23 protein-coding genes are annotated in these 22955 nt (G+C 28.7%); 7 read left to right on the forward strand and 16 right to left on the reverse strand.

The window, feature by feature from the left end; all coding sequences use genetic code 11:
• Window positions 1-27 precede the first annotated feature (27 nt).
• Window positions 28-525 (forward strand): hypothetical protein, encoded by a 498-nt coding sequence (locus BW723_RS08095; protein WP_068356300.1) that lies wholly within the window; start codon window positions 28-30, stop codon window positions 523-525.
• A gap of 105 nt (window positions 526-630) precedes the next feature.
• On the opposite strand, the gene BW723_RS08100 is transcribed toward BW723_RS08095, so the two are convergent.
• A complete protein-coding gene (locus tag BW723_RS08100; protein WP_068356296.1) occupies window positions 631-2490 on the reverse strand; it encodes a M61 family metallopeptidase in 1860 nt (619 codons plus the stop codon).
• 142 nt (window positions 2491-2632) lie between these two features.
• Between BW723_RS08100 and BW723_RS08105 the strand changes: the two genes are divergently transcribed.
• Entirely contained in the window at window positions 2633-4597 is a 1965-nt protein-coding gene (locus BW723_RS08105) for a YgiQ family radical SAM protein (RefSeq protein ID WP_068356293.1), read from the forward strand.
• Window positions 4598-4599: 2 nt separating this feature from the next.
• Here the strand turns inward: BW723_RS08105 and BW723_RS08110 are convergent, their stop codons facing one another.
• From BW723_RS08110 to BW723_RS08150, 9 genes are all read right to left on the reverse strand, one after another.
• Window positions 4600-5055: a hypothetical protein gene (locus BW723_RS08110; RefSeq protein WP_068356290.1), complete on the reverse strand. Its 456-nt coding sequence runs from the start codon at window positions 5053-5055 to the stop codon at window positions 4600-4602.
• Between the two features lie 41 nt (window positions 5056-5096).
• The gene (locus BW723_RS08115) at window positions 5097-5390 is read right to left on the reverse strand and encodes a type II toxin-antitoxin system RelE/ParE family toxin (protein ID WP_068356286.1); all 294 of its coding nucleotides are present in this window, start codon (window positions 5388-5390) and stop codon (window positions 5097-5099) included.
• Window positions 5381-5719 (reverse strand): hypothetical protein, encoded by a 339-nt coding sequence (locus tag BW723_RS17965; RefSeq protein WP_226789162.1) that lies wholly within the window; start codon window positions 5717-5719, stop codon window positions 5381-5383. The genes BW723_RS08115 and BW723_RS17965 overlap by 10 nt, the downstream gene beginning before the upstream one ends.
• A gap of 84 nt (window positions 5720-5803) precedes the next feature.
• Window positions 5804-6544, reverse strand: coding sequence for a hypothetical protein (locus BW723_RS08125; protein ID WP_068356284.1), 741 nt, complete (start codon window positions 6542-6544; stop codon window positions 5804-5806).
• Window positions 6545-6650: 106 nt separating this feature from the next.
• Window positions 6651-7277 carry a toxin-antitoxin system YwqK family antitoxin gene (locus BW723_RS08130; protein WP_068356280.1) on the reverse strand — a complete coding sequence of 209 codons (627 nt, stop codon included), beginning with the start codon at window positions 7275-7277 and terminating at the stop codon, window positions 6651-6653.
• 91 nt (window positions 7278-7368) lie between these two features.
• The gene (locus tag BW723_RS08135; RefSeq protein ID WP_068356279.1) at window positions 7369-8157 is read right to left on the reverse strand and encodes a YHYH protein; all 789 of its coding nucleotides are present in this window, start codon (window positions 8155-8157) and stop codon (window positions 7369-7371) included.
• Between the two features lie 144 nt (window positions 8158-8301).
• Window positions 8302-9123 carry a class I SAM-dependent methyltransferase gene (locus tag BW723_RS08140; RefSeq protein WP_068356278.1) on the reverse strand — a complete coding sequence of 274 codons (822 nt, stop codon included), beginning with the start codon at window positions 9121-9123 and terminating at the stop codon, window positions 8302-8304.
• A 124-nt stretch (window positions 9124-9247) separates the two neighbouring features.
• A complete protein-coding gene (locus BW723_RS08145) occupies window positions 9248-9535 on the reverse strand; it encodes a type II toxin-antitoxin system RelE/ParE family toxin (protein WP_068356275.1) in 288 nt (95 codons plus the stop codon).
• Entirely contained in the window at window positions 9528-9767 is a 240-nt protein-coding gene (locus BW723_RS08150; RefSeq protein ID WP_068356272.1) for a ribbon-helix-helix domain-containing protein, read from the reverse strand. Before BW723_RS08150 ends, BW723_RS08145 begins: the two co-directional genes overlap by 8 nt.
• Window positions 9768-9969: 202 nt before the next feature.
• Here BW723_RS08150 and BW723_RS08155 point away from each other — a divergent pair, with 202 nt between their 5' ends.
• Together BW723_RS08155 and BW723_RS08160 are read left to right on the forward strand one after the other, a co-directional pair.
• Entirely contained in the window at window positions 9970-12507 is a 2538-nt protein-coding gene (locus tag BW723_RS08155; RefSeq protein WP_068356269.1) for a M14 family zinc carboxypeptidase, read from the forward strand.
• Window positions 12508-12519: 12 nt separating this feature from the next.
• A complete protein-coding gene (locus tag BW723_RS08160; protein ID WP_139059051.1) occupies window positions 12520-12939 on the forward strand; it encodes a hypothetical protein in 420 nt (139 codons plus the stop codon).
• A 105-nt stretch (window positions 12940-13044) separates the two neighbouring features.
• Here the strand turns inward: BW723_RS08160 and BW723_RS08165 are convergent, their stop codons facing one another.
• The 4 genes from BW723_RS08165 to BW723_RS08180 form a co-directional block, all read right to left on the reverse strand.
• Entirely contained in the window at window positions 13045-13935 is an 891-nt protein-coding gene (locus BW723_RS08165) for a dienelactone hydrolase family protein (protein ID WP_068356263.1), read from the reverse strand.
• 69 nt (window positions 13936-14004) lie between these two features.
• Window positions 14005-14544, reverse strand: coding sequence for a sigma-70 family RNA polymerase sigma factor (locus tag BW723_RS08170; RefSeq protein ID WP_068356260.1), 540 nt, complete (start codon window positions 14542-14544; stop codon window positions 14005-14007).
• A gap of 249 nt (window positions 14545-14793) precedes the next feature.
• The gene (locus BW723_RS08175) at window positions 14794-15129 is read right to left on the reverse strand and encodes a DUF3703 domain-containing protein (protein WP_068356258.1); all 336 of its coding nucleotides are present in this window, start codon (window positions 15127-15129) and stop codon (window positions 14794-14796) included.
• Between the two features lie 40 nt (window positions 15130-15169).
• Window positions 15170-15697 (reverse strand): hypothetical protein, encoded by a 528-nt coding sequence (locus tag BW723_RS08180; RefSeq protein WP_068356256.1) that lies wholly within the window; start codon window positions 15695-15697, stop codon window positions 15170-15172.
• Window positions 15698-15802: 105 nt separating this feature from the next.
• On the opposite strand from BW723_RS08180, the gene BW723_RS08185 reads away from it, so the two are divergent.
• The 3 genes from BW723_RS08185 to BW723_RS08200 all read left to right on the forward strand — a co-directional run bounded on the left by BW723_RS08185 (window position 15803) and on the right by BW723_RS08200 (window position 17513).
• Entirely contained in the window at window positions 15803-16306 is a 504-nt protein-coding gene (locus BW723_RS08185) for a GbsR/MarR family transcriptional regulator (RefSeq protein ID WP_068356254.1), read from the forward strand.
• A gap of 425 nt (window positions 16307-16731) precedes the next feature.
• Window positions 16732-17100 (forward strand): hypothetical protein, encoded by a 369-nt coding sequence (locus BW723_RS08195; protein ID WP_068356246.1) that lies wholly within the window; start codon window positions 16732-16734, stop codon window positions 17098-17100.
• A 32-nt stretch (window positions 17101-17132) separates the two neighbouring features.
• Window positions 17133-17513, forward strand: coding sequence for a hypothetical protein (locus tag BW723_RS08200; RefSeq protein WP_068356244.1), 381 nt, complete (start codon window positions 17133-17135; stop codon window positions 17511-17513).
• A gap of 48 nt (window positions 17514-17561) precedes the next feature.
• Here the strand turns inward: BW723_RS08200 and BW723_RS08205 are convergent, their stop codons facing one another.
• Complete coding sequence (locus BW723_RS08205) at window positions 17562-19214, reverse strand: hypothetical protein (protein ID WP_068356242.1); 1653 nt, start codon at window positions 19212-19214, stop codon at window positions 17562-17564.
• A gap of 76 nt (window positions 19215-19290) precedes the next feature.
• On the reverse strand, window positions 19291-22860 hold the full coding sequence (locus BW723_RS08210) for a methylmalonyl-CoA mutase family protein (RefSeq protein ID WP_068356238.1): 3570 nt from the start codon (window positions 22858-22860) through the stop codon (window positions 19291-19293).
• Window positions 22861-22955: the final 95 nt, after the last annotated feature.

Genomic DNA, 22955 nt, shown 5'->3' on the forward strand with positions numbered 1-22955 from the left:
TTAAATTTTTACAAAAATTGTTTTTATATGAATGAAAGATTAGAAAATTCGCCACTTTTTATTAAGGCTCAACAAATTGACGAATTGGTTAGCAAGGTTGCTGATTTAATTGAAGAATGTGATGAAGATGCTGATTCAGAAATGCAAATGATGCAGCATTTTAAAGAATACTTAACAAATAGTTCAAGGTTAATACCTGCAAAAATAGCTGGTGTTTTTGATGATGAAATTTTTTATGATGTTAAAATGGAAACTGCTACTATTATTCGAAGAGAAGCTCGTTATATTTTAGCATATACAGCTAGTTTAAAAGAGTTAAGTTTTAAAGATGTTGATTATTTAAAACTTATTAGAGATGAAATTGAAGAATTTAGAATACTATTTGCAGAGTGGGTCAAGACATTTAATAAGCAGAATTATAAAATTGATGGATGGGGTTTATTTAATCCTCCTGGCGTAAATAATGATGATTATGATATTGAAGACGATTTACCATTCGATAATCCGTTTGATGATGACTTTTAAAAACAAATCTTCTTTTTAGAGATTTCTCTTTAAGGTTAAAAAGACGATAAAATAAAAAAAGACTCCCAAAATGAGAGTCTTTAAGTTTCTAATAAAAAAATATAATTACAATGCTTTTAACCAAGCATCACGTAATTTTTTCTTCGGATTTGTTTCGGGTAATTCTTCAATTACTAAATTTTCAATTTCAGTTTTTCCTTTTGTAAAATTACCTTCTAGTTTTAAAGTTTCTCCATTTCTAATTACTTCAAAAGTAATTTTATCCCCTTCTTTCCATTGCATTGATTGCCCAATAAAAGTTCTAATATTTTGTAAATTAACATCTGAACCATTTACAGATTTTAAAACATCGCCAGATTCTACACCTAGAGCTGCTAAAGCTGTGTTTTTTCTTTTGGTAAAAAATATTTCTTGTTTATTATTTGCAGACAAGAATATTTGACGATTGCTATCTAAAAAATAACCAGCATCAATTGTTTCTGTTTTTTTAACTATACCAACTTTTGCCAATAATGCATCATAATCAATAGCAACATTACCTGTTAAATGTTTGTCGAAAAAAGTACCAATAGAAGGGTAAGTCATGGCTACAATTTCATCTAAAATTTCATCATCTTTAAAAGGCTTACTTTGTCCGAATTTATTTGATAAATCTTTCATTAAATTACGAACTCCATATTTACCTTTACTTTCTTCGAGTAATAAAATATCTAAAGACATTCCTATTAAAGCTCCTTTTTGGTATACGTTCCCGTAATTTTTAGCATATTTGTCTTCTAAAATGTTTTTGCTCATTTTAGTAAAAGACATCGTATCATTATAACGCATAGAACTTGCAATTTTACCTTTCATTTCATCAATAAATTCTTGTTCAGAAATTAAACCTTGGTTTACTTGAAATAAATTAGCAAAATATTCAGTAATGCCTTCGTACATCCATAAATGTTTAGACATATTTGGGGTGTTAAAATCAAAAGAATGAATTTCTTCAGAATGCACAGATAAAGGGGTTACAATATGAAAAAACTCATGAGATATTGTGCCATTTATCATTCCGTTTGCCAATTGCTCTTTGCTATAAGTTTCAGGAAAAACAACAGTTGTAGATGACAAGTGTTCTAAAGCACCAAAACTTTGCCAATTATATACTTTTGGATCAAATAAATACACTAAAATATTGTATTCATTGGTTGTAGAAAAACCTTCTAAGAAGTTGGTTTGGGCTTCTACCATTTTCTTTAAATCAGCTTCCATATCTTTAGCATTATGCACGTTGTTTGGCGAGTAGACAGCTAAAGAAACTTCAACACCATTTATAGTAAAGTTTACAGTGTTTAAAGGAGCATACATAATTGGATTATCTGATATTTCATCATACCTAGCTGCATAAAACACATCTTTTGTATTGTCTTCTTTGGTTGTATTTTTATTAATTAAAGACGATGTTTCATATAAATTTTCTGGATGAGAGATTGTTAAAGTATAAGGAGTTTCTTTTTGTCCTTTAAAATAACCGACAAATCCAGGCAGATTTAAAAAGAAGTTTTTACCTTCTTCAATATTTGTACCAGCCATTACATAAATGCCGTGCTTTTTTTCAGAATCGAAAGTGTCGTCTACCCAATATGTAATTTTATCCATTTTTTTGGCATCATTTATTTGCCAAGAATTTGGGTCTAATTGAGATACTTTTAATTCTATTCCGTTTTTATCAAACGCTTTTAAATTGCTAGCAAAATTCCCATAATCACTTATTGCATAAGTTCCTGGTACAATTGCTGGTATTTGATATACAATTGTTTCAGTTTTAATTTTACCAGGATTTGCCTCTACTTTTACCTTGTCATCAACAACTGTATTTAGGTCGATAACAACTTCTATACTGCTTTTTGTATTAACAATTTTAGACGAAGCACAACTTCCTAAAAAGGCAATAGTAATAATGGCAACAAATATTTTTTTCATTATTTTATTTTTAAATTTCAACAAAAATATTAGATTTTTAGAGTGTACTATAGGAATTAACAAAACTTTGGCAGAAAAGAAGTTTTTAATTTTGAATTAAAAAAAGCAAAAGTCAGTTTTAAAACCATTATTTTTGCAAACTATGCAAGAAACAAAAAGATATCAACTAACAGATTGGTTACCAACCACAAACAAAGAAGTTAAAATAAGAGGTTGGGAACAATTGGATGTTATTTTATTTAGTGGAGATGCTTATGTAGATCATCCATCATTTGGACCTGCTGTAATTGGACGAATTTTAGAAAGTTATGGTCTAAAAGTGGCAATTGTACCACAGCCAAGTGTAAATGATAATTTACAGGATTTCGAAAAATTAGGTAAACCAAGGTTGTTTTTTGCTGCTACTGGAGGTTGTATGGATCCTATGGTTTCGAATTATACAGCTAGTAAAAAAAGACGTGATAAAGATGCTTACACACCAAATGGTGATAAAGGTTTTAGGCCAGATTATGCAACTTCTGTGTATTCTAAAATATTAAAAGAAAAATTTCCAGATGTACCTGTTTTAATTGGCGGAATAGAAGCTTCTTTAAGACGTGTAACACATTATGATTATTGGTCTGATAAGCTATTGCCAACTATTTTAGAAACTTCTAAAGCAGATATGTTGGTGTATGGAATGGGTGAACAACCTTTGCGTGAAATTGTAGAATTATTGCAAAAAGGTGTACCATTTTCTAGTTTAAAAAACATTAAACAAACTGCTGTTTTAATTGATGAGAGACAAGAGAAAATTCCTGTAGTTAATGACTGGGAAGATGTAACTATTAATTCTCATGAGGCTTGTTTGGCAGATAAAAAAACATTTGCTTCTAATTTTAAAACCATAGAACAAGAATCGAATAAATTAAAAGCAAGAAGAATTTTTCAGGAAGTTGAAGGGAAAACTTTGGTGATAAATCCACCTTTTCCAACAATGACAGAAAAGGAAATTGATGGTTCTTTTGATTTGCCTTTTACACGTTTACCACATCCAAAATATAACAAAAGAGGGCCAATTCCTGCTTTTGAAATGATAAAATTCTCTATCAATATTCACAGAGGATGTTTTGGTGGATGTAGTTTTTGTACCATTTCTGCACATCAAGGAAAATTTATTGCTAGTAGAAGTCAAGAATCTGTTTTAAAAGAAATAGATAAAGTAGCAAATATGCCAGATTTTAAAGGCTATTTGTCTGATATTGGTGGACCATCTGCAAATATGTATCAGATGAAAGGAAAAGTACAATCTATTTGCGATAAATGTGTTGCACCAAGTTGTATTTCGCCTGTAATTTGTTCTAATTTAGATACGTCTCACAAGCCATTAACAGAATTATATCAAGCAGTAGATAAACATCCGAAGATAAAAAAATCTTTTATTGGTAGTGGAATTCGACACGATATGTTAGTGCCAGAATTCAACAAAAATGCAGATCCAAAAGAATTGGATGCATACACAGAAGAGGTAATGACCAAACACGTTTCTGGACGTTTAAAAGTAGCTCCAGAACACACTTCTGATCCTGTTTTAAAATTGATGCGTAAACCTTCTTTTACTTATTTTCATAAATTTAAAGAACGTTTTGATAGAATAAACGTCAAGAAGAAATTGAACCTACAATTGATTCCGTATTTTATTTCTAGTCACCCAGCAAGTGAAGTAGAAGATATGGCTAATTTGGCTGCTGAAACTAAAAATATGGGCTTTCAGTTAGAGCAAGTACAAGGTTTTACACCCACTCCAATGACGGTTGCAACTGTAATTTATTATTCCGGCTATCATCCTTATACGTTAAAACCAACAAAAACTCCGAAGACAAAAAAGGAGAAAGAAGATCAGCATAAATTTTTCTTTTGGTATAAAAAAGAAAACAAAGATTGGATTAAAAACACTTTAAACAAAGTGGGTAGACAAGATTTGCTAAAAGTACTTTTACCAGAAAACAATTCTTGGCAAAAAAACAAAAAAGCAAAAACTGCTAAAAATACATTTGATGATGCTGTGCCTTTTAACAGAAGAAAGAAAAAAGTAACTAGAAGTTCTTCTAAAAAGAGAAGGAGGTAGGTTTATTTAATGTTTTTGTTCTCAAATTCAAAAACTATAGAATCTAGTTTTAGAATGTCTTCTTTTTTATATTTATTTTCTTGGCTTACATCATTCAGAATGCTCATGACATCGTAGAACTGATTATTAGTAGTTATTTTACCTCTTTCAAGAATTTTATCAATCCTATTATAGAAAGATTTGAAAATATCAATATCATAATTAGTTTTTTCTTTTAAGTAAGTATTGAATTTAAAATCCTTGGTTTCAATTGGCATTTCAGTAAAATCTCTAAACCATTGCTTTAATTTTGTTAATCGACCTCTTTTAAAATGTAATTCAATTTCTTTTTTCCATAGTAAACAATCCCTATCTGAAATAATATTTTCTATTGTATAAAACTCTTCATAATAATCTAATGTTGCTAATGTCAACTTTCGAAATTTAATGAGTTCGATTTGTTTTTCTTCTTTTGTCATATGCTTAAATTATAAATCAATTTATGATTTCTAACTTCAAGTTATTGTATTGGTTTCTGTTTAGTTCCTCTAAAATTAATAATTTCAATTAGTTGATTTTTATAGTCAGTTCGATAAATGATATAATTATTTTTATCAACTAAACCCTTGTGTAAGTTTTTATGTTTTGAAGTTGTAGGGCAGATTTTAGGATAAACACTGATTTTAGTTAAAAGGTTTTTTAAATTATTTTCAAGCTTTAGAATTTCTAAAATTGTCCATTCTTCTTCTAAATATTCTAAAACTTTTTCTAAGCCTTCATCAGCTTTCGGTGTCCAAAGAATTTTTAGTGCCATTTTTTAAAACGATTCATTACTTTGTCGTTTTTAATAAGATTACCTTTGTTAGCTTGGTCTAAACCTATTTTAATATCTTTTTTTTCTTCTTTTGATAATTCTAACCACCAATCTTGCGTTTCTTCTGAAGTATTGTTTTGGTAAGACATTTTCTCTGTTATTGTTTCTGAAACCATAGCCGTTTTTTTGTTGTCTAGTATGTATTCTTTGCTCTGAGCTAAGTTTTCTATTTGTTCAATAATTTTTATTTCATCTTTATTAAACTTACTTAATAAAAGAAGAAATTTATCGTAAGCTTCATCTTTGATATTTAATTGAATTCTTTTCATAAAACCGAATTTATCAAATATACGAAAAGCATTTAATTTGTTTTTTAGGAATAAAAACAAAAAGAAGTTAATATAAATACGTTTTTATTCAGGTAAAACTGTTAAATAAATTTTTAGAATACTTTCGTTAACATAATCTGCATCAGCAGTAAATGCTTTGATAATTAACATTGTATTTTGACCAATAAATTCTTTGTCAATCTTAAAGTTAAAACGATTAGAATCTTGTTTTATCTTTAGTTTACCAGTAAAGTGAGCCAGTTGGTATTCAATTTTTCTGTCTTTTGGATCATTAGCTTCTATCAATAATTCGTAATCATCACCAACTTTTAAAACAGGTTTTATCTTGTTATTTGCATCAGATTTTATCCACGAGTTGCCTAGATTATCAGAAATTTTTTGAATAGAGATAAAATATTCGTCGACTAAATTTTCTTTATTGTTGTAGATGGTAATTGCATTTTTTAAATCCATTACAATACCAGAAAGTAAATTTTCTTGACTTTGTATCAATTCATTTCCGCTATTGATTATTTTTCTAAAATGACTAACTTCTTTAAAAAATACTTGAAACCTTTTTTTATCAAACAAAACAGGTAAAAATTCTTTCCAGTTCTGTTCTATAATTAAAGCTAAATCTTCGAAATTGGCGTAAAAAATTAACCTTTTTTCAAATAAAAAGCCATCATTGTTCTTTTTTGCGTTGGTTCTTTTTGCAAACCATTTTTCTGTTATTTCTTTAGAAATGTTATAGTCACTTTTATCGTCATCACCAAGAACATCAATAATTAATTGTTTTAACGTATTTTCATATTGTTTTATCATTGCTTCTGATTAAAGGTAACTTATATAGCGAAGTTAATTTTTTAAAAGTTGATAAACAAATTAAAGGTCTTTTACAGACAAATTACTAAAGATATGTGCTTTTTAATTACTGTATTGTTTTTATTTTTTCGTTTTCTAAACTATAACAAAGTTCTGCTTTTTTTAACCCAAAAACTCTACCTTCTTTAGCTTCATAATTTGCGTACAAACTACCATTTTTTCTATAGGCTTGCTGTAATCCTTGTTCTTTCCCCATATTTAAATTCATTTTTTTAAATATTTCTCCTGTTACATACCATTTTTTTTGTTCTCCATGAGGTTTTCCAGAAACGAATTTATAATGTGCAACTAATGTATGCTTAATATCAGAAGACCAAATTTTTTTATCACCATGAATTTTACCATTTTTATATGCTGTTATTCGTTTGTAATGCCCATCAGCATACCATTGAATGTCTAAATTATGTTTTTTGCCTTTAAGGATGCCGATTTTTTCTTTAGGGAGTTTATTATCATAAAAATCTACTAAATAACCTGAGTATAAATTATTGTTTAGTGTCCAAGCAGATTTTGTTGCATCATAAAATAGTTTAGATTTAATGGTATAGATATTTGGAATTGATAAATTTTTATTTGATAATTCTTTCTTATCAATCCCATTTTTATTGGTGGTTTTTAAACAACCAAAAAACAAAAAAACAACGATTAAAATCAATAAAATTTTTTGATTCATTTTTAAATTTTAGAATAATTAGAACCAACTATAACTTGATTTGATAAATCAAGCTGTAGAGGTTCTTTTGTTTTTAAATAGCTTTATTATTTTATAAAATGGTATTTGGAGAGCCTTGTAAGTAGCCTGCAAAAAGAGTAATAACATTGCCAAAATAATATTCATTTATAATGTGATAGTGGTAAATTTCTACCCCATTACTATGAGGGGTTGCTCCATAATGACCTCCTGAAGCATCCAAATCACTAGGATAGGTTCCATCCATTTCTTTTCTACCATATATCAAAAACCCGTCAGCCATAATACCAACAAGTTGTTCGTCATTGTGAGAAAGAACAGTATTTTCTGTAACATCCATAGCCTCTATATGGTAATGATAACCACTTGGACCATTATGAGCTCCTGCATAGTCGAATGTTTCTGCAATTACTTCTTCTATTGGGTTGTTATTTCCTTCTTGATCATTAAAAATAGGCGCACCTGTTACAGCAATACCAATAGCGCCCAAACCTGTGGCTGTGCTTGTTGCTGCTAATTCAGGAGCTGCATCAACAGTTAAAGTATAACTTCGGTTGTCACTTATTCTACCAGGAGTTAGGGCAATTGCAACCACAGGTTCTATATACAAAGGACTAGTTTCTTCCCAATAAGGAGAAGTGTGATTTGGAACACCATTAGATTCTATTGTAATATTATCACCATCAAATGATATGGTGACTGAGTCTGAATTGAATTCTTCGAATGCAGAAATAGGAGTTGAAATTGCCTCAGATGTCTCTTCTTCATCGTCATCAGGTAAGGTAGTTTCGTCTTTGCTACAAGACATAAAAAATGTAATTACAATTAAATACAAGAGTGTTGTTAAATTGAATTTTTTCATAAAGTTTGAGTTAAACAAATTAAAAAGAAAAGTTGTTTACGATTCTTCTATTTGTTTGACCTTCAATTTCATCAATAGTTTTAATAATTAATTTTTTATTTAGAAATTACTATTCATTACTGCTTTTTTAAACTGTATTTAAGCTTACTTCTGCAGTACAATCATCATATGAGGACTAAAAGGCAATAAATACTCATCATTTTGAGTCAAATTTTGCAATGCTTTTAAAGTTTTAGATTTCTTTTTATCGAGCATATTTGCAAAATATTCATTGTCTAACCAAATCATTCCTTCAACAGCAAAAAGATTGATAAATTCTAAATCTTGCTCTAGAAATTCATTTTTTAATTCTTGAGGTTTATGATAAAAAGCGTCTGCTAGTAAAAATGGAAAATCTTTTGGTGCATTATGTATTCCAGTAGTTAATTCTTCTTTGCACATTTCAAAAAATGAATTGGCGTGAATCATTCCATTCATTAAACCAACTACAGTAGAAGCTGTAGAATTTATTGCAAAACCTAATATAATTCCTCCTTTTTTTAAAACTCGTTTTGCTTCATTTATAGCAGCAATTCTATCTTCTCTTTTTTGTAAATGATATAAAGGCCCGTGTAAAATTACCAAATCTGCAGTATCATTTTTATAAGGCAAGTTTTGGGCTATTCCTTTGGTTACCGAAAATGGATGTTCCAGTTTTTTTGATCTTTTTTCGGCTAATTTTATATGCTTTGCTACAGGTTCTATTAAGTGTATTTTATGGTTCTGTTGTGCTAACCATTCTGAGTATTTTCCTGTACCACCACCAACATCAATAATGGTTGAATTTGGCTTAGAAATATGCATTTTAATGAGTTCTTTAATACGCTCAAACTCAAAAATTCCCATTCCTTTTTCTAGTCTGGTTTCTTCTGAAGCTTTGTTGTAAAAGTCTTCTAGCTCTTTATTGATAAGCGGTTTGTTTTTCATCAAAAAAATAAATGTGTTTTATTAGCTAAAATTAGCAAAAGTGTCAAAGATAGAAATTACGTAATTACTTTTGTAGATAGTTTTTACTTCCGATTAAATTCTAGAGGTAATTATAAATTTTCTTTTAAAGAATATTATCTACATCTTGTTTTCCAATGATAGTCATTATTTCTACCATATTTTCGTTTATTTTAAAGAAAATACTATCAGAACCACAAACACAACGTCTGTATCCTTTTTTTATAAAATCTACTGATTCAAAAGAAAAAGGTCTTTGTGCAATAATTTCGAAATATTCGAAAAAAGAATTAAAGTATTTATCAGCTTGTTTTACTCCGAATTTTTGAACTCCAAAATGATGAATTCTAATCAAATCTTCTTTTGCTGTGTTGCTGATTCTAAAATTAGCCATTCAGTAAATCCTTAGATTGTTTTAGGATTTGTGCTTTAGTATCAGAAGTAAACCCACTTTTTTCAGCTTTTTCTAATTTGTTTTTTATCCAATCTATTTGCACTTGTTGATTTCTAGCTTGCCTAATTAAGTCGTTTACTAACTCACTTTTACTTGAGTATTCTTTATTATGAACTTGGTTTTTTAACCACTCATCATTTGGTTGTGTTAAAGAAATGCTTTGTCTTGCCATAAAATTATAATTTGATGTAAATTTACACCAAATACGAGTCGGTTACAAATTTATTTAAAATGATTAGAGTTAGAATGTAAATTTAAAGTCTTTCAATTTTTTTATTTGTTAATGTTCTATTTAAATGATGAATAGGTATGTTAAATAAAACCAACATAAGCAATTAATTATTATTTTAGTGCAACTAACCTTTTGCAGTATTATGAAAATTATCAAACACTTTTTTGCATTTCTCTTTACAATTACATTATTACAGAATTTAGAGGCTCAAGATTATTATTTTAAAGATAAAGCACCTTTTAATTCCGAAATTCCTACTCCAGAACAATTTTTGGGTTATGGAATAGGAGAGCATCACACAAGGCACGATTTAATTGTAGCATATCTTACAAAATTGGCTGAAGTTTCAGACAGAGCATCCATAGAAATTTATGGTAAAACCTATGAAAAAAGAAAACTGGTAATGTTTGCAGTTTCATCACCTAAAAACTTACAAAATTTAGATGCCATAAAAAGTGAACATTTAAAATTTGTAGATACAGAAACAACTGTTAAAAATTATGATGAGGTACCTGTAATTATTCAATTAGGGTATAATGTGCATGGAAACGAACCTTCGAGTTCAGAAGCGGCATTATTAACGGCTTATACTTTGGTGGCATCTAACAGTCCAGAAGTTTTAAACTACTTAGAAAAATCGGTTATTTTTATAGATCCAACTATTAATCCTGATGGAAGAGATAGGCACACACAATGGGCGAATCAATATCAAGCAAAAAATTTGGTTTCTGATAATATTGATGCAGAACATACAGAAGGTTGGCCAAGAGGAAGAACAAATCATTATTGGTTCGATTTAAATAGAGATTGGTTATTGGCTGTGCATCCAGAGAGCAAAGCAAAATTAAAATGGTTGCATTCTTGGTACCCAAATGTAGTGACTGATTTTCACGAAATGGGCACAAATAGTCATCACTTTTTCGAGCCAATGAAACCAATTGGTTCTTGGGATCCTATTATGCCAAAAGAAAATTATGAGGATTTAAACAATTTATTTGCGCCTTATTTTGCAACTGCTTTAGACAAAGTTGGTTCTTTATATTATACTAAAGAATCTTTTGATGGTACATATCCTGGTTATGGATCTTCGTATCCAGATTTACAAGGTGGTTTGGCTTTGTTGTTTGAGCAAGCAAGTTCTAGAGGTCATGTACAAGATACAGATTATGGAAAAATTACGTTTCCTTTTACCATCAGAAATCAATACATATCTACTTTTGCAACGATTACAGCAGCAGTAGAAAATAAAGGTTTTTTAAGAAAATATCAGCAAGAATTTTTTAAATCTGCAGTTACTAAAAAAGCAAAATCTGGTTTGGCAGGTTATGAATTTACTGTAGAAAATGATAAAAACAGAGAAAAAGCTTTTGTAGATCAGTTGCTTACTCATAAGATTAAAGTTTACAAAAAAGGAGATACGTATACAGTGCCTTTAAAACAGCCTCAACATAGAATGGTACAAACTATGTTCGAAACGTATAGCAAGTTTAGAGATAGTGTTTTTTATGATGCTTCAGCTTGGAGTTTAGCCAATTTTTATAACATAAAATACCAAGGTAAAAAAACGGTTAGTTTAGGAAATGAAATTACATCCACAGAAAATTTAATACAAAATTCTAAAATCAAAAAATCGAGTTATGCTTATATCATTGATTGGGATGATTATAACTCACCAGCTGCATTGTATTATATGCAAAGCAAAGGCTTAACTGTTGCTGCTGCTTTTAAACCATTTTCGATTAACACATCAGCAGGTGATAAAAGTTTTAATTATGGTAGTTTGTTGATACCTGTTAGTAAACAAAAAAAATCAAGTAACGAAGTTTTTAAAATTATAACTGAAGCTCAAGAAAAATTTGAAATTCCTGTTTTTGGAACAAATAGCGGATTTAGTTTAAAAGGAATTGATTTAGGAAGCAATAATTTTAGAGCTTTAGAAAAACCAAAAGTGGCAATGTTAATTGGTGAAGGAACAAATTCTTATGAAGCTGGAGAAGTTTGGCATTTATTAGATACTAGAATTCAGATGCCAATTACTAAAATTAGAATGTCTAATTACGGAAGAGCAAATTTAGATAAATACAATACTTTGGTAATGGTTTCTGGGAGTTATAGTGCATTAGATTCTATCCAAAGAAATAAATTAAAAGATTGGGCAGCTAAAGGAAATACTTTAATAACAATTGCAGGTGGTTCTAAATGGTTGATTGATAAAAAAATGGTGAAAGAAAGTTTAACGAAAAAGCCAAAGTCTAAAGAAAAAGACAAAAAAGAAATCAAAAGAATGCCTTATGTTGATGCTTCTGAAAATTCTGGAAGAGAAAGAGTAGGAGGTGCAATTTTTGAGGTAGATTTAGATGTAACTCATCCTTTAGGATTTGGATACAGATCTTCTAAATTACCAGTTTATAAAAATAATATGGTGTTTTTAGCGCCAAGTAAAAGTGCGTATGCTACAGTTGCAAAATATACAGAAAATCCACATATAGATGGATTTGTATCTAAAAATAACCTAGACAATTTTATTAAGCCATCAGCATCATTATTGGTAAGTCCTTTGGGTAGAGGTAGAGCAATATTATTTGCAGATAATCCTAATTTTAGAGGTGCTTGGTATGGAACAAATAAATTATTTTTAAATGCTTTGTTTTTAGGTAGTGAAATTAGAGTTCCTAGATAGAAAGCATTAACAATGAAACTTGAAATTAAAAATCCATACTGGTTATTTTTAAGCTCAATTCCATTTATTCTTTTAATAGGATTTATGGATAAACAAATTATGAGTGTTTCTATTCACAATGATTATTATGTTTTCTCAATAAGTGATTTTTCTGTTTTAATTTCTTATTTATTTGGTATCGTAGGTTTTGGTTATCTTATGATGAAAATATATAATAAGAAATTAATCAAATGGTTGAATTGGATGCATATTATTGTAAGTATTTCAGGAGCGTCAATACTTTTTATAGTACCCTATTTATATACTGAAAATGATTTGGTAACACCAAATACCATATTAATTTTAACAGGATTAGTTGTAATTTTTAGCCAACTATTTTATTTGATAAATATAATTATTTCAATATTTAGAAAAGATAAAAGTTTTAATTAACCTATTATAATATTTATCAATATTAATAATTAGTGTCACCTTGAGCGCAGTCGAAAGGTCTATTTTTAGGTTTCTCGACTGTGCTTTAAATGACTGAAATAGTTGTTATGATTTCAAATACTTATTAAAAAAAGCAATAGTTCTTTTCCAAGATAAATCTGCAGCGTCTTTATCAAATCTTGGAGTTGTATTGTTGTGAAATCCGTGGTTTGCATTTGGATAAAAATGAGCTGTATGTTCAATTTTATTTTCTTTTAAAACTTTTTCAAAAGCAGGCCAACCCGCATTTACTCTTTTGTCTAATTCACCATATTGTAATAATAATGGCGCTTTAATTTGTGCAGCCATTTCATCATTGGGTTGTCTACCATAATAAGGAACTGCAGCTCCTAAATCAGGTACTTGAACAGCCATCATATTAGAAATCCAACCACCAAAACAAAAACCTACAACACCAACTTTACCTGTACAGTTTTTATGATTTTTCACATAATTATAAGCAGCAATAAAGTCTTCTAACATTTCTAAACGATCTCGCTTTTTTTGCATTGTTCTTCCTTCATCATCATTTCCAGGATAACCACCTAAAGGTGTTAATGCATCTGGAGCCAAAGAAATAAAACCTTCTAAAGCAGTTCTTTTACCAACGTCTTTTATATACGGATTTAAACCTCGGTTTTCGTGAACTACAATAACTCCAGGAAGTTTACCCTTTGTTTCAGATGGCATAGAAAGTAATCCATCAATTTTTAATCCACCTTTAGGCGAATCATAAGTAATCATTTTAGAATCTATTCTTGGATCATCATCTTGAACTATAATAGAATCGATATAATTTGGAGACACAAAACTCAACAAAGCAGGCAAAGTAATTGCGCCAACTGCATATAAAGATAGTTTTTCTAAAAATTGTTTTCGTGTTAGTTTGTTGTGTGCATAATCATCATATAAATCAAAGACTTCTTGACTTATATCTTCTTTTTTTAGTTCAATCATGATAGAGAATTGTTTGTTAGAAATTTATCCCTCTAAGATAATTAAAAACTGATGATTTACTTTGTTAAATTAGTTACAAACTTTGCAATCTTCTTTTTCTTGAATTTCTCCAACTAAGTTGCCTTCTTTATTCATTACAAATCCACAGCAATCCATAAATCCTTGAGCAATTAATTTTCTTGCACGTTGAATTTGCGATTTTGTAGTAGATAAACTTTGTTTTAATTGATCAGCTACTTCTTGTTGTTTTAATCCTTTAATGTCTGATAAAAATAAAGGATCTCTATACTTTTTAGGTAGGTGTTTTAAAATACCTCTTAAACAATCTTGTTCTGTATGGGTATTTTCTGATATGGGTGTTTCAGCTTCAAAATTGGCAATTTCAAAGGTTTGATTGGTATTTTTCCAGTAATCTAAAATCGAATTTCTGGCTACAGTAAAACACCAAGATTTTAATTTAGTAATATCTTTTAAAGTATGAAGTTTGGTGTGGATTTTAATAAAAGTATCCTGTAAAATATCTTCAGCAATGGTTTTGTCTTTTACTTTGCTGATGATAAATCGTTTTAAATCTTCTGAATAAGAGGTCCAAACTTGTTTGGTAGTCATTGTTTTTATATTAAAAATGTTATTTCGACTTTAAGAGATAACTAATATTTACGGTTCTTTATAAAGTCGAAATAACAATGTAAAACTAACAGTTACAATTAGTACATGTACAGTTTGTGCAAGTACAATTTTTACAATTTCCGGTTGCACATCCTTCACAATTACACGTACATTCGTTTTTATTTTTCATCATATTTGTTTTTTATGTTCATATAATAGACTAAGAATGGTTTAAAAAGATGCATTAAATTAAAAATATTTTTTTAATTCTTTTCTAATGCTCATTGTTTTTAGTGGCGAAACATTAGAACCTCCAGTATTTCCTTTTGGAACCCAAATTTTTGTAAATAGAAGAGATGCTATAATTCTTGTTATTTGTCCGATTATTTCTTTAGCATTTTTAGTTTTTAATCCATAAACTAACATCCAATAATGACTTAAAGTATGTCTTTTTAAATGTTGCTGACCTAAAATATGTGCGTTTTCTAAATGATAAAAAGAAACTTTAAAATGGTGTTGTTTTAAGGCTATTTTGCCTAATTTTAATTGATGATAAAATGCTTTTTTTAAGTTATTTTGATGCATATTTTTTTAAAATAGACATCATTTCATCAAAAAAGATGCATTACTTAGATCTTGAACCCACAAACTGGTCTGATTTTACTTTAAACAAAACATTAAAAGTAGTTAAACTTCCATAAATTCTGGTGATGTATTGTTGCAAGTCTACTTTATCTTGATCGTCTAAAGTTTTGCTCGAATTTATCTTTTGTTCCATCACTCGAATTTTGTCTCTTACCATTACAATTTTATGAAAAAAAGTATCAATTGGTATTTCTTTATCAGCTAAATTAGCATCTGCAGGTCTAAAAATTAAGGTTCCATTTTTCCATCTGTCTGCTATGGTTGCAATTTGGGTTACATCGCTCCATTTTTGTAATAAATTTTTAAGTGATTTTTCAACTTCGTAAAAACTAATCGTGTCAACTTCGTCTTCTACAGCTTCAATTACTTCAAAATCACTATCGATATCAATAGTTTCTAAACCGTCTTTTATAAAAGTTACCCAATAATGTTTGCTAGTTACATTGGTTACTACACCTAAACCATATGTTGAGTGTTCTATTCTTGATCCTATTCCTAATAATTTCATTGTTTTTTTAATTTTAAACGAAAGATAAATAACTTATCAATGATATTAAATTATTTTATTTTCAATAATTATTGAAAGTTTAGAAATAAAGCGTATATTTGTTGTATGGAATTAGAAGCAGCAAAATTAAAATACATTCATACTTGGGGAAGTTTAGCTACTTCTTGGGGCGTAAATAAAACAATGGCTCAAGTACACGCTTTATTATTGGTGTCTACCAAACCTTTGTCTGCAGAAGATATTATGGAAACTTTACAGATTTCTAGAGGTAATGTAAATATGAATGTTAGAGCTTTAATTGACTGGGGAATTGTGCAAAAAGAATTGGTAATTGGTGAGCGAAAAGAGTTTTTTGTGGCTACTAAAGATATCTGGGAATTATTCAAACAGATTACCAAAGAGCGCAAAAGAAGAGAGGTAGAACCAGTATTAAAAGTATTGGCAGAATTACAAGAGATAAAAGATGATTCTGAAGAAGCTATGGAGTTTAAAAAGGTTTTAAACGATTTATCTAAAGTAACCACAACTGTAAATAATATTTTAGATAAAACAATAAAAGCTGATGAACACTGGCTTTTATCAAACTTTACCAAAATTGTAAAAAAGTAAAAAAATTTGACCATAAACTTTCAATTATTTCTGAAAGTTTTAAAAATAAATTATATTATGAAAACAAATATCTCAATAATGATTTGGATTAATAGGATTTTAATGTTTCCTTTTTTAATCTCTCTTATAATTTCAATTCTAGATTCAAGCTACCTATTCTATTCATTATATATTGCTTTTGCATTAGGTTGCTTTCAGGTTTTTTCGTCATTAATTACATTGTTTTACCATAAGAAATTAAAGAATTTTAAGCTTATACTTAAATATTTATTATCTGTTGTATTATATTTTTTTGGTGTTTTTTTGTTTTTTGAGTTAGAAAGTCACATTCCAATTAAAAATATAGTTATTATATTTTTTTGGATTTCTCCAATTCCTTTATCAATATTTTGGACATATATTTTAGAATCCATAAAAAAAGAATTATGAACCAATTCACTTACATATTCTATATTTTAATATCTAGTTGTATTGTAATTTATGTAGGGAATTTCTGCTACAAAAATGGAAAAATATACATTCTAAATTATTTTCCAGATGATATAAATTTTGGAAATGGAATCAATAAATTATTAAGAATAGCATACTATTTATTAAACATTGGTTTGGCAATTTGGAGCTTACATTCAATGCGTGAAATTTATAATTCAAAAGAAATGATTATAGAGGTTTCAGCAAGGTTAAGTTACATTTTATTAATAATTGGATCTCTTCATTTTCTTAATATTTATGTTGTGTATTTAATTCATAAACATTTAAAAAATCAATCAAAAACATCAATAAAGAATAACTAAAATTTTATTAATTAATATTAAATTCAACAATTATGAGCACTTCATTAGAATTAATCGCGTACATCATTTATTTGCCAATTGCAATAGGTTTAACAACAATGGTATCAGAGCATTTGTTTAAAAATAGTAAGATTTTTATGTTGGATATTTTTGGTCAGAAAATAGAAATTGCTATGGCTACAAATAAATTATTTAAAATAGGTTTTTATCTATTAAATATCGGGTTTGCATTGAGAATTATAAAAATTTCTGGATTGATAGATTATAAAGATTTAGTAGAAACTTTAAGTGGCAAAATTGGAGGTTTTTCTATTTATTTAGGAATTGTTATGATTGCTTTTATATTATTCTTTTTGAAGGGTAGAAAAGCGAGTAAAGAGAATAATAGAAAGATGGAAAAAGAAATGGTTTAACAACAAACCCCCTCAGGTTTTCAAAACCTGAAGGGGTAATTTATGTTATTATTTTGGAAGTAATGAGTCTTTCAAAATGTCATCAACATTTCCAAACTTAACACTATAATCTTTAAATTTCTCTGTTTTTAAATATTGATTAAAAGAAATCATAGAGTTGATTTCTATTTGTCTAATTAAAAAACAGTGATAATCATCAATGATTAAGTCTAATTTTTTAATATTTCTATTGAAGTACAAAAAAGTATCTATATCAATTAATGTTAAAGGTTTTATTCTATTTTTAAAGTTAAGATCTTTAGTTTCGTTATCAAAGTATTCATTTAATAATTTATTAAAACCAATAGATGAAAGAGTTTTATCTGTTACAACTAAAATAGGGTAAAATCTTAAATTTTCATACTTTTTTAAATCATCAAAAAAAGCATATTTTTTTTTAATAGTATTAGTAATATAACCAACAAGTTGTTTTATAGCTTTCTTTCTATTTTTATTTTTGTAAAATTTTTCTATTATTTCGTTTTCTATAATATTGAAATTTAAGTTAATTTTATTTGCATTAGAAAGGAAAGAGTTCTTAAATTCAAATAGCATAACTTTATTTCCATTTCTTATGTAATAATCAGGTATGCTTAAACTTTCAATTTTATTACCTTTTTCTTTGATTTTCTTTTCAGAAAATTGGATATAAGAATTTCTAAAAGTCGATTTTAACGCACTCTCTAGCAAATATTCCTCAGCAAATTCCTTACTGTATTTTTGATGAAAATTAATTTTAATTTCCTTACTGATTTTTATTAAATCGTGATAGACACCTGAGAAAAATTTATCAATTAAAAAAGTGTTGTCTAATATTAAATATTCTTCTAAATTTAATTTATAAATAGGATTAGATTTTAAGGAAATTAATTCATCCCAAGTATTTTTTTCAGTTCTTTTAGATAGGTATTCTAGTATAGTTTCTAAATCCTGGTTTTCAGAAGACCGAATGTAGTTTTCATTAATAGAAAATTTACTTAAATGGAATAATTTGTTAAAGTATTCATAGAGACTTTTTTCTTCTATTTTATTTAAAAAAATATTAACTAACTCAGAAAATTCATCTGATTTTCTAATCCATTTTTCAAAAATTAGTAATTTCAAGATTTCAGAAAAGAGTCTACTGAAAACTAAATTATCAGGCTCATATATAGACGTTAGACCTAAATAAAGGTGAAGTCTTATTTTATCAGTTTTAAACCATTTTTTAAAAACTAAGTTTTGTCTTTCATTAATTTCGTCATTTACTATTAAGTAAAGTTTGAATAAGTTTTCAAAGCTTACAGAATCCTTAATACTTTCTTGTTTTTTGTCAGTTTTTGTGAGTAATATTTGAATAGTTCTTAATGTTGCAAGTTTATTTATTATTCTAACACTACTAAAATCTATTTTTTTGATTTTAAGATCTTTATTTGAAAGATGCTTGCTGTACTCATCTAATATTTTATTCTTAAAGTTTTCATCTGATTGTATTAACCATTCTTTCAGTATAAATTTTATTTCAAAACCATCTTTGTCAGAGAATTTATAATTAAATAAATTTATATGAGAGAGTGTTTTTAAACCATCTTGGAAATTTATTTTTAATAGTAAATCCTTAACCTTAGGCTTGTCATTAAAAATATTTGAATAAGATAATTTTGTAATTATTTGTGTTGGCAATTTTTATTTAAAGTTATAAAAAAATCCACACAATTTGTGCGGATTTTATTTATAATTTATCAAAAGCCATTGCCTTCTACATATTTCGACGATACTGCCCACCAACTTTAAACAAAGCATCAGTAATTTGTCCTAAGGAACAAACTTTAGTAGCTTCCATTAATTTATCAAATAAATTTTCGTTTTGAATAGCAGCTTCTTGTAAAATACTTAATTGATGCTCAACTTCTGTTTTATGAATCGCATTCAGGTTTTCTTTGGTTTTAATTTGATGCTGCTTTTCTGTTTCAGTGGCACGAATAACCTCTGCAGGTAAAACAGTAGGCGAACCTTTAGAACTTAAAAAGGTATTTACACCAATAATAGGGAAATCTCCATTGTGTTTTAAGGTTTCATAATATAAACTTTCTTCCTGTATTTTAGAACGCTGATACATCGTTTCCATAGCACCTAAAACACCACCTCTTTCTGTAATTCTATCAAACTCTTCTAAAACTTCAGCTTCAACTAAATCTGTTAATTCTTCAATAATAAATGCACCTTGAATCGGGTTTTCGTTTTTAGCTAAACCCAATTCTTTATTAATGATTAACTGAATAGCCATTGCTCTTCTAACTGATTCTTCAGTGGGTGTGGTTATGGCTTCATCATAAGCATTGGTGTGTAGAGAATTGCAATTATCGTAAATAGCATACAAGGCTTGCAAGGTTGTTCTAATATCGTTAAAATCAATTTCTTGAGCGTGTAAAGAACGCCCTGAAGTCTGAATATGATATTTTAACATTTGTGCTCTCGGATTTGCTCCGTATTTATTTTTCATCGCTTTTGCCCAAATTTTACGAGCAACTCTACCAATAACAGCATATTCAGGATCAATTCCGTTAGAAAAGAAGAATGATAAGTTTGGCCCAAATTTGTTGATGTCCATTCCACGACTTAAATAATACTCAACATAAGTAAATCCATTAGATAAAGTCAATGCTAATTGGGTTATAGGATTTGCACCAGCTTCTGCAATATGATATCCAGAAATAGAAACAGAATAGAAATTACGAACCTGTTTTTCAATAAAATATTCTTGTACATCACCCATTAAACGCAAAGCGAATTCCGTAGAAAAAATACAAGTATTTTGTGCTTGATCTTCTTTTAAAATATCCGCTTGTACAGTTCCTCTAACTTGTGCTAACGTGTCTTTTTTTATCTGTTGATAAACTTCAGATGGTAAAACCAAATCTCCAGTTAAACCTAAAAGTAGTAAACCTAAACCATTATTACCTTCTGGTAAATCTCCTTGATATTTTGGTCTTTCTAAACCTTTATCATCATAAATTGCTGCAAATTTTGCTTCAACATCAGCCTCAAGATTGTTTTCTTTGATGTATTTTTCACAATTCTGATCAATAGCAGCATTCATAAAGAAACCTAATAACATGGGTGCAGGTCCATTTATGGTCATAGAAACTGATGTCATATGATGACTTAAATCGAAACCAGAATAGAGTTTTTTGGCATCATCTAAACAACAAATAGAAACCCCAGCATTACCGATTTTACCATAAATATCTGGTCTTACATCTGGATCATTACCATAAAGTGTAACAGAATCAAAAGCGGTAGAAAGTCTTTTTGCATCCATTCCTAAACTAACATAATGAAAACGTCTGTTGGTTCTTTCTGGGCCACCTTCGCCAGCAAACATTCTTGTTGGGTCTTCGCCTGTTCTTTTAAACGGATACAAACCTGCTGTGTAAGGGAACTCTCCAGGAACATTTTCTTGTAAATTCCAACGTAATACATCTCCCCAAGCTTGGTATTTTGGTAAAGCTATTTTTGGGATATCAGATTGCGAAAGTGATTTACTGTGTGTTTTTATGTTAATTTCTTTGTCACGAACTTTAAATGTGTAAACTGGTTTTTTGTATTTCTGAACTTTTTCTTGCCAATTTAAAATGATTTCCCAATGATGGGGATTTAAATTCATTTTTACTTTTTCGAATTGTGATATTAGCAGTTTAACAAATTGCTGATCGTCATCCTGAACTCCTGTACTGAGCGAAGTCGAAGTATGTTTCAGGATCATATCATTATCAAGTCCAGATTTCGTTAAAAGAGACTTCTCGACTGCGCTCGAAGTGACATTTGTTACTGACAAAATCGTTTGGTAAATTCCATATAATTTTTGAGCAACAATTACTTGCTCATCTACTTTATTATCATACGCTCTGTTACTTTCGGCTATTTCAGACAAATAACGAACTCTTTTTGGCGGAATTACAAATATTTTCTCAGACATGGCTGAGGTAATTTCCATTTTTGATTTTAAATCAGCTCCAGTTTTTTCAACTAATTTATCCATAATACTTTTGTACAAAGTATTCATTCCAGGATCATTAAATTGCGATGCTATTGTGCCGTAAACAGGTAAATCTTCTTGATTAATATGCCACAAATTATTGTTACGCATATATTGCTTTTTTACATCTCTAACAGCATCTAAAGCACCTCTTTTATCAAATTTATTAATGGCTACTAAATCAGCAAAATCTAACATATCAATTTTTTCTAACTGAGTTGCAGCTCCAAATTCAGGCGTCATAACATATAATGAAGTATCAGAATGTTCTATGATTTCTGTATCAGATTGTCCTATTCCAGAAGTTTCTAAAATAATTAAATCAAATTCAGCAGCTTTTAAAACTTCAACAGCTTCGTTTACGTGTTTAGATAATGCCAAATTAGATTGACGAGTTGCCAAAGAGCGCATATAAACACGAGGATTATTTATGGCATTCATTCTAATTCTATCGCCTAAAAGAGCACCACCTGTTTTACGTTTTGATGGATCTACAGAAATAATTCCAATAGTTTTTTCAGGAAAATCGATTAAAAAACGACGAACTAATTCATCAACTAAAGAAGATTTTCCTGCTCCACCAGTACCTGTAATTCCTAGAACTGGGTTAGAAGCCTCTACCAACCTCTCCAAAGGAGAGGAGTTCCAATCTTTGTTGAATATTTTTTGGAAATCTTCGTGATTGTTCTCTGCAAGTGATATTAATCTTGCAATTGTATTAACGTCTTTGTTTTTTAAATTTTCTAAAACTTTATCACTTCCTAATTCTAATAACCAATCTCCGTCTTCATTACAAACTTTCCCAATACTTTTTGAATCAGATTGGAGTTCCTTCCCTTTGGGAAGGCTAGGATGGGCTTCCGCTTTTATTACCAAATCATTTATCATTCCTTGTAAACCTAATTCTCTTCCATCATCAGGAGAATATATTCTTGTAATTCCATAATCCATCAAATCTTTAATTTCTTCTGGAAGAATTACACCACCTCCACCACCAAAAATTTTGATATGACCTGCACCTTTTTCTTGCAATAAATCGTACATATATTTAAAGTACTCATTATGACCTCCTTGATAAGAAGTCATTGCAATGGCATTTACATCTTCTTGAATTGCACAATTAACCACTTCTTCTACAGATCTATCATGGCCTAAATGAATAACTTCAACTCCTGTAGATTGTATAATTCTACGCATAATATTTATGGCAGCATCATGACCATCAAAAAGAGAAGCAGCAGTTACAATACGTACTTTATGTTTAGGTTTATAAGGAATTGTTTGTTTCATTCGTAATAAATGTTTATTTTTTGTGTTGCAATTTAAGGAATTTTCAAAATAAAGTTTAATTTTATGAATATTTAATTAAATTATTGCTTTTTGTT

It is taken from the genome of Polaribacter reichenbachii, from assembly GCF_001975665.1.
GTDB classification, from domain to species: domain Bacteria; phylum Bacteroidota; class Bacteroidia; order Flavobacteriales; family Flavobacteriaceae; genus Polaribacter; species Polaribacter reichenbachii.

Coding starts and splice junctions, on each gene's coding strand:
- BW723_RS08095 (WP_068356300.1), top strand. CDS start 28: ATGAATGAAAGATTAGAAAATTCGCCACTTTTTATTAAGGCTCAACAA.
- BW723_RS08100 (WP_068356296.1), bottom strand. CDS start 2,490: ATGAAAAAAATATTTGTTGCCATTATTACTATTGCCTTTTTAGGAAGT.
- BW723_RS08105 (WP_068356293.1), top strand. CDS start 2,633: ATGCAAGAAACAAAAAGATATCAACTAACAGATTGGTTACCAACCACA.
- BW723_RS08110 (WP_068356290.1), bottom strand. CDS start 5,055: ATGACAAAAGAAGAAAAACAAATCGAACTCATTAAATTTCGAAAGTTG.
- BW723_RS08115 (WP_068356286.1), bottom strand. CDS start 5,390: ATGGCACTAAAAATTCTTTGGACACCGAAAGCTGATGAAGGCTTAGAA.
- BW723_RS17965 (WP_226789162.1), bottom strand. CDS start 5,719: ATGAAAAGAATTCAATTAAATATCAAAGATGAAGCTTACGATAAATTT.
- BW723_RS08125 (WP_068356284.1), bottom strand. CDS start 6,544: ATGATAAAACAATATGAAAATACGTTAAAACAATTAATTATTGATGTT.
- BW723_RS08130 (WP_068356280.1), bottom strand. CDS start 7,277: ATGAATCAAAAAATTTTATTGATTTTAATCGTTGTTTTTTTGTTTTTT.
- BW723_RS08135 (WP_068356279.1), bottom strand. CDS start 8,157: ATGAAAAAATTCAATTTAACAACACTCTTGTATTTAATTGTAATTACA.
- BW723_RS08140 (WP_068356278.1), bottom strand. CDS start 9,123: ATGAAAAACAAACCGCTTATCAATAAAGAGCTAGAAGACTTTTACAAC.
- BW723_RS08145 (WP_068356275.1), bottom strand. CDS start 9,535: ATGGCTAATTTTAGAATCAGCAACACAGCAAAAGAAGATTTGATTAGA.
- BW723_RS08150 (WP_068356272.1), bottom strand. CDS start 9,767: ATGGCAAGACAAAGCATTTCTTTAACACAACCAAATGATGAGTGGTTA.
- BW723_RS08155 (WP_068356269.1), top strand. CDS start 9,970: ATGAAAATTATCAAACACTTTTTTGCATTTCTCTTTACAATTACATTA.
- BW723_RS08160 (WP_139059051.1), top strand. CDS start 12,520: ATGAAACTTGAAATTAAAAATCCATACTGGTTATTTTTAAGCTCAATT.
- BW723_RS08165 (WP_068356263.1), bottom strand. CDS start 13,935: ATGATTGAACTAAAAAAAGAAGATATAAGTCAAGAAGTCTTTGATTTA.
- BW723_RS08170 (WP_068356260.1), bottom strand. CDS start 14,544: ATGACTACCAAACAAGTTTGGACCTCTTATTCAGAAGATTTAAAACGA.
- BW723_RS08175 (WP_068356258.1), bottom strand. CDS start 15,129: ATGCATCAAAATAACTTAAAAAAAGCATTTTATCATCAATTAAAATTA.
- BW723_RS08180 (WP_068356256.1), bottom strand. CDS start 15,697: ATGAAATTATTAGGAATAGGATCAAGAATAGAACACTCAACATATGGT.
- BW723_RS08185 (WP_068356254.1), top strand. CDS start 15,803: ATGGAATTAGAAGCAGCAAAATTAAAATACATTCATACTTGGGGAAGT.
- BW723_RS08195 (WP_068356246.1), top strand. CDS start 16,732: ATGAACCAATTCACTTACATATTCTATATTTTAATATCTAGTTGTATT.
- BW723_RS08200 (WP_068356244.1), top strand. CDS start 17,133: ATGAGCACTTCATTAGAATTAATCGCGTACATCATTTATTTGCCAATT.
- BW723_RS08210 (WP_068356238.1), bottom strand. CDS start 22,860: ATGAAACAAACAATTCCTTATAAACCTAAACATAAAGTACGTATTGTA.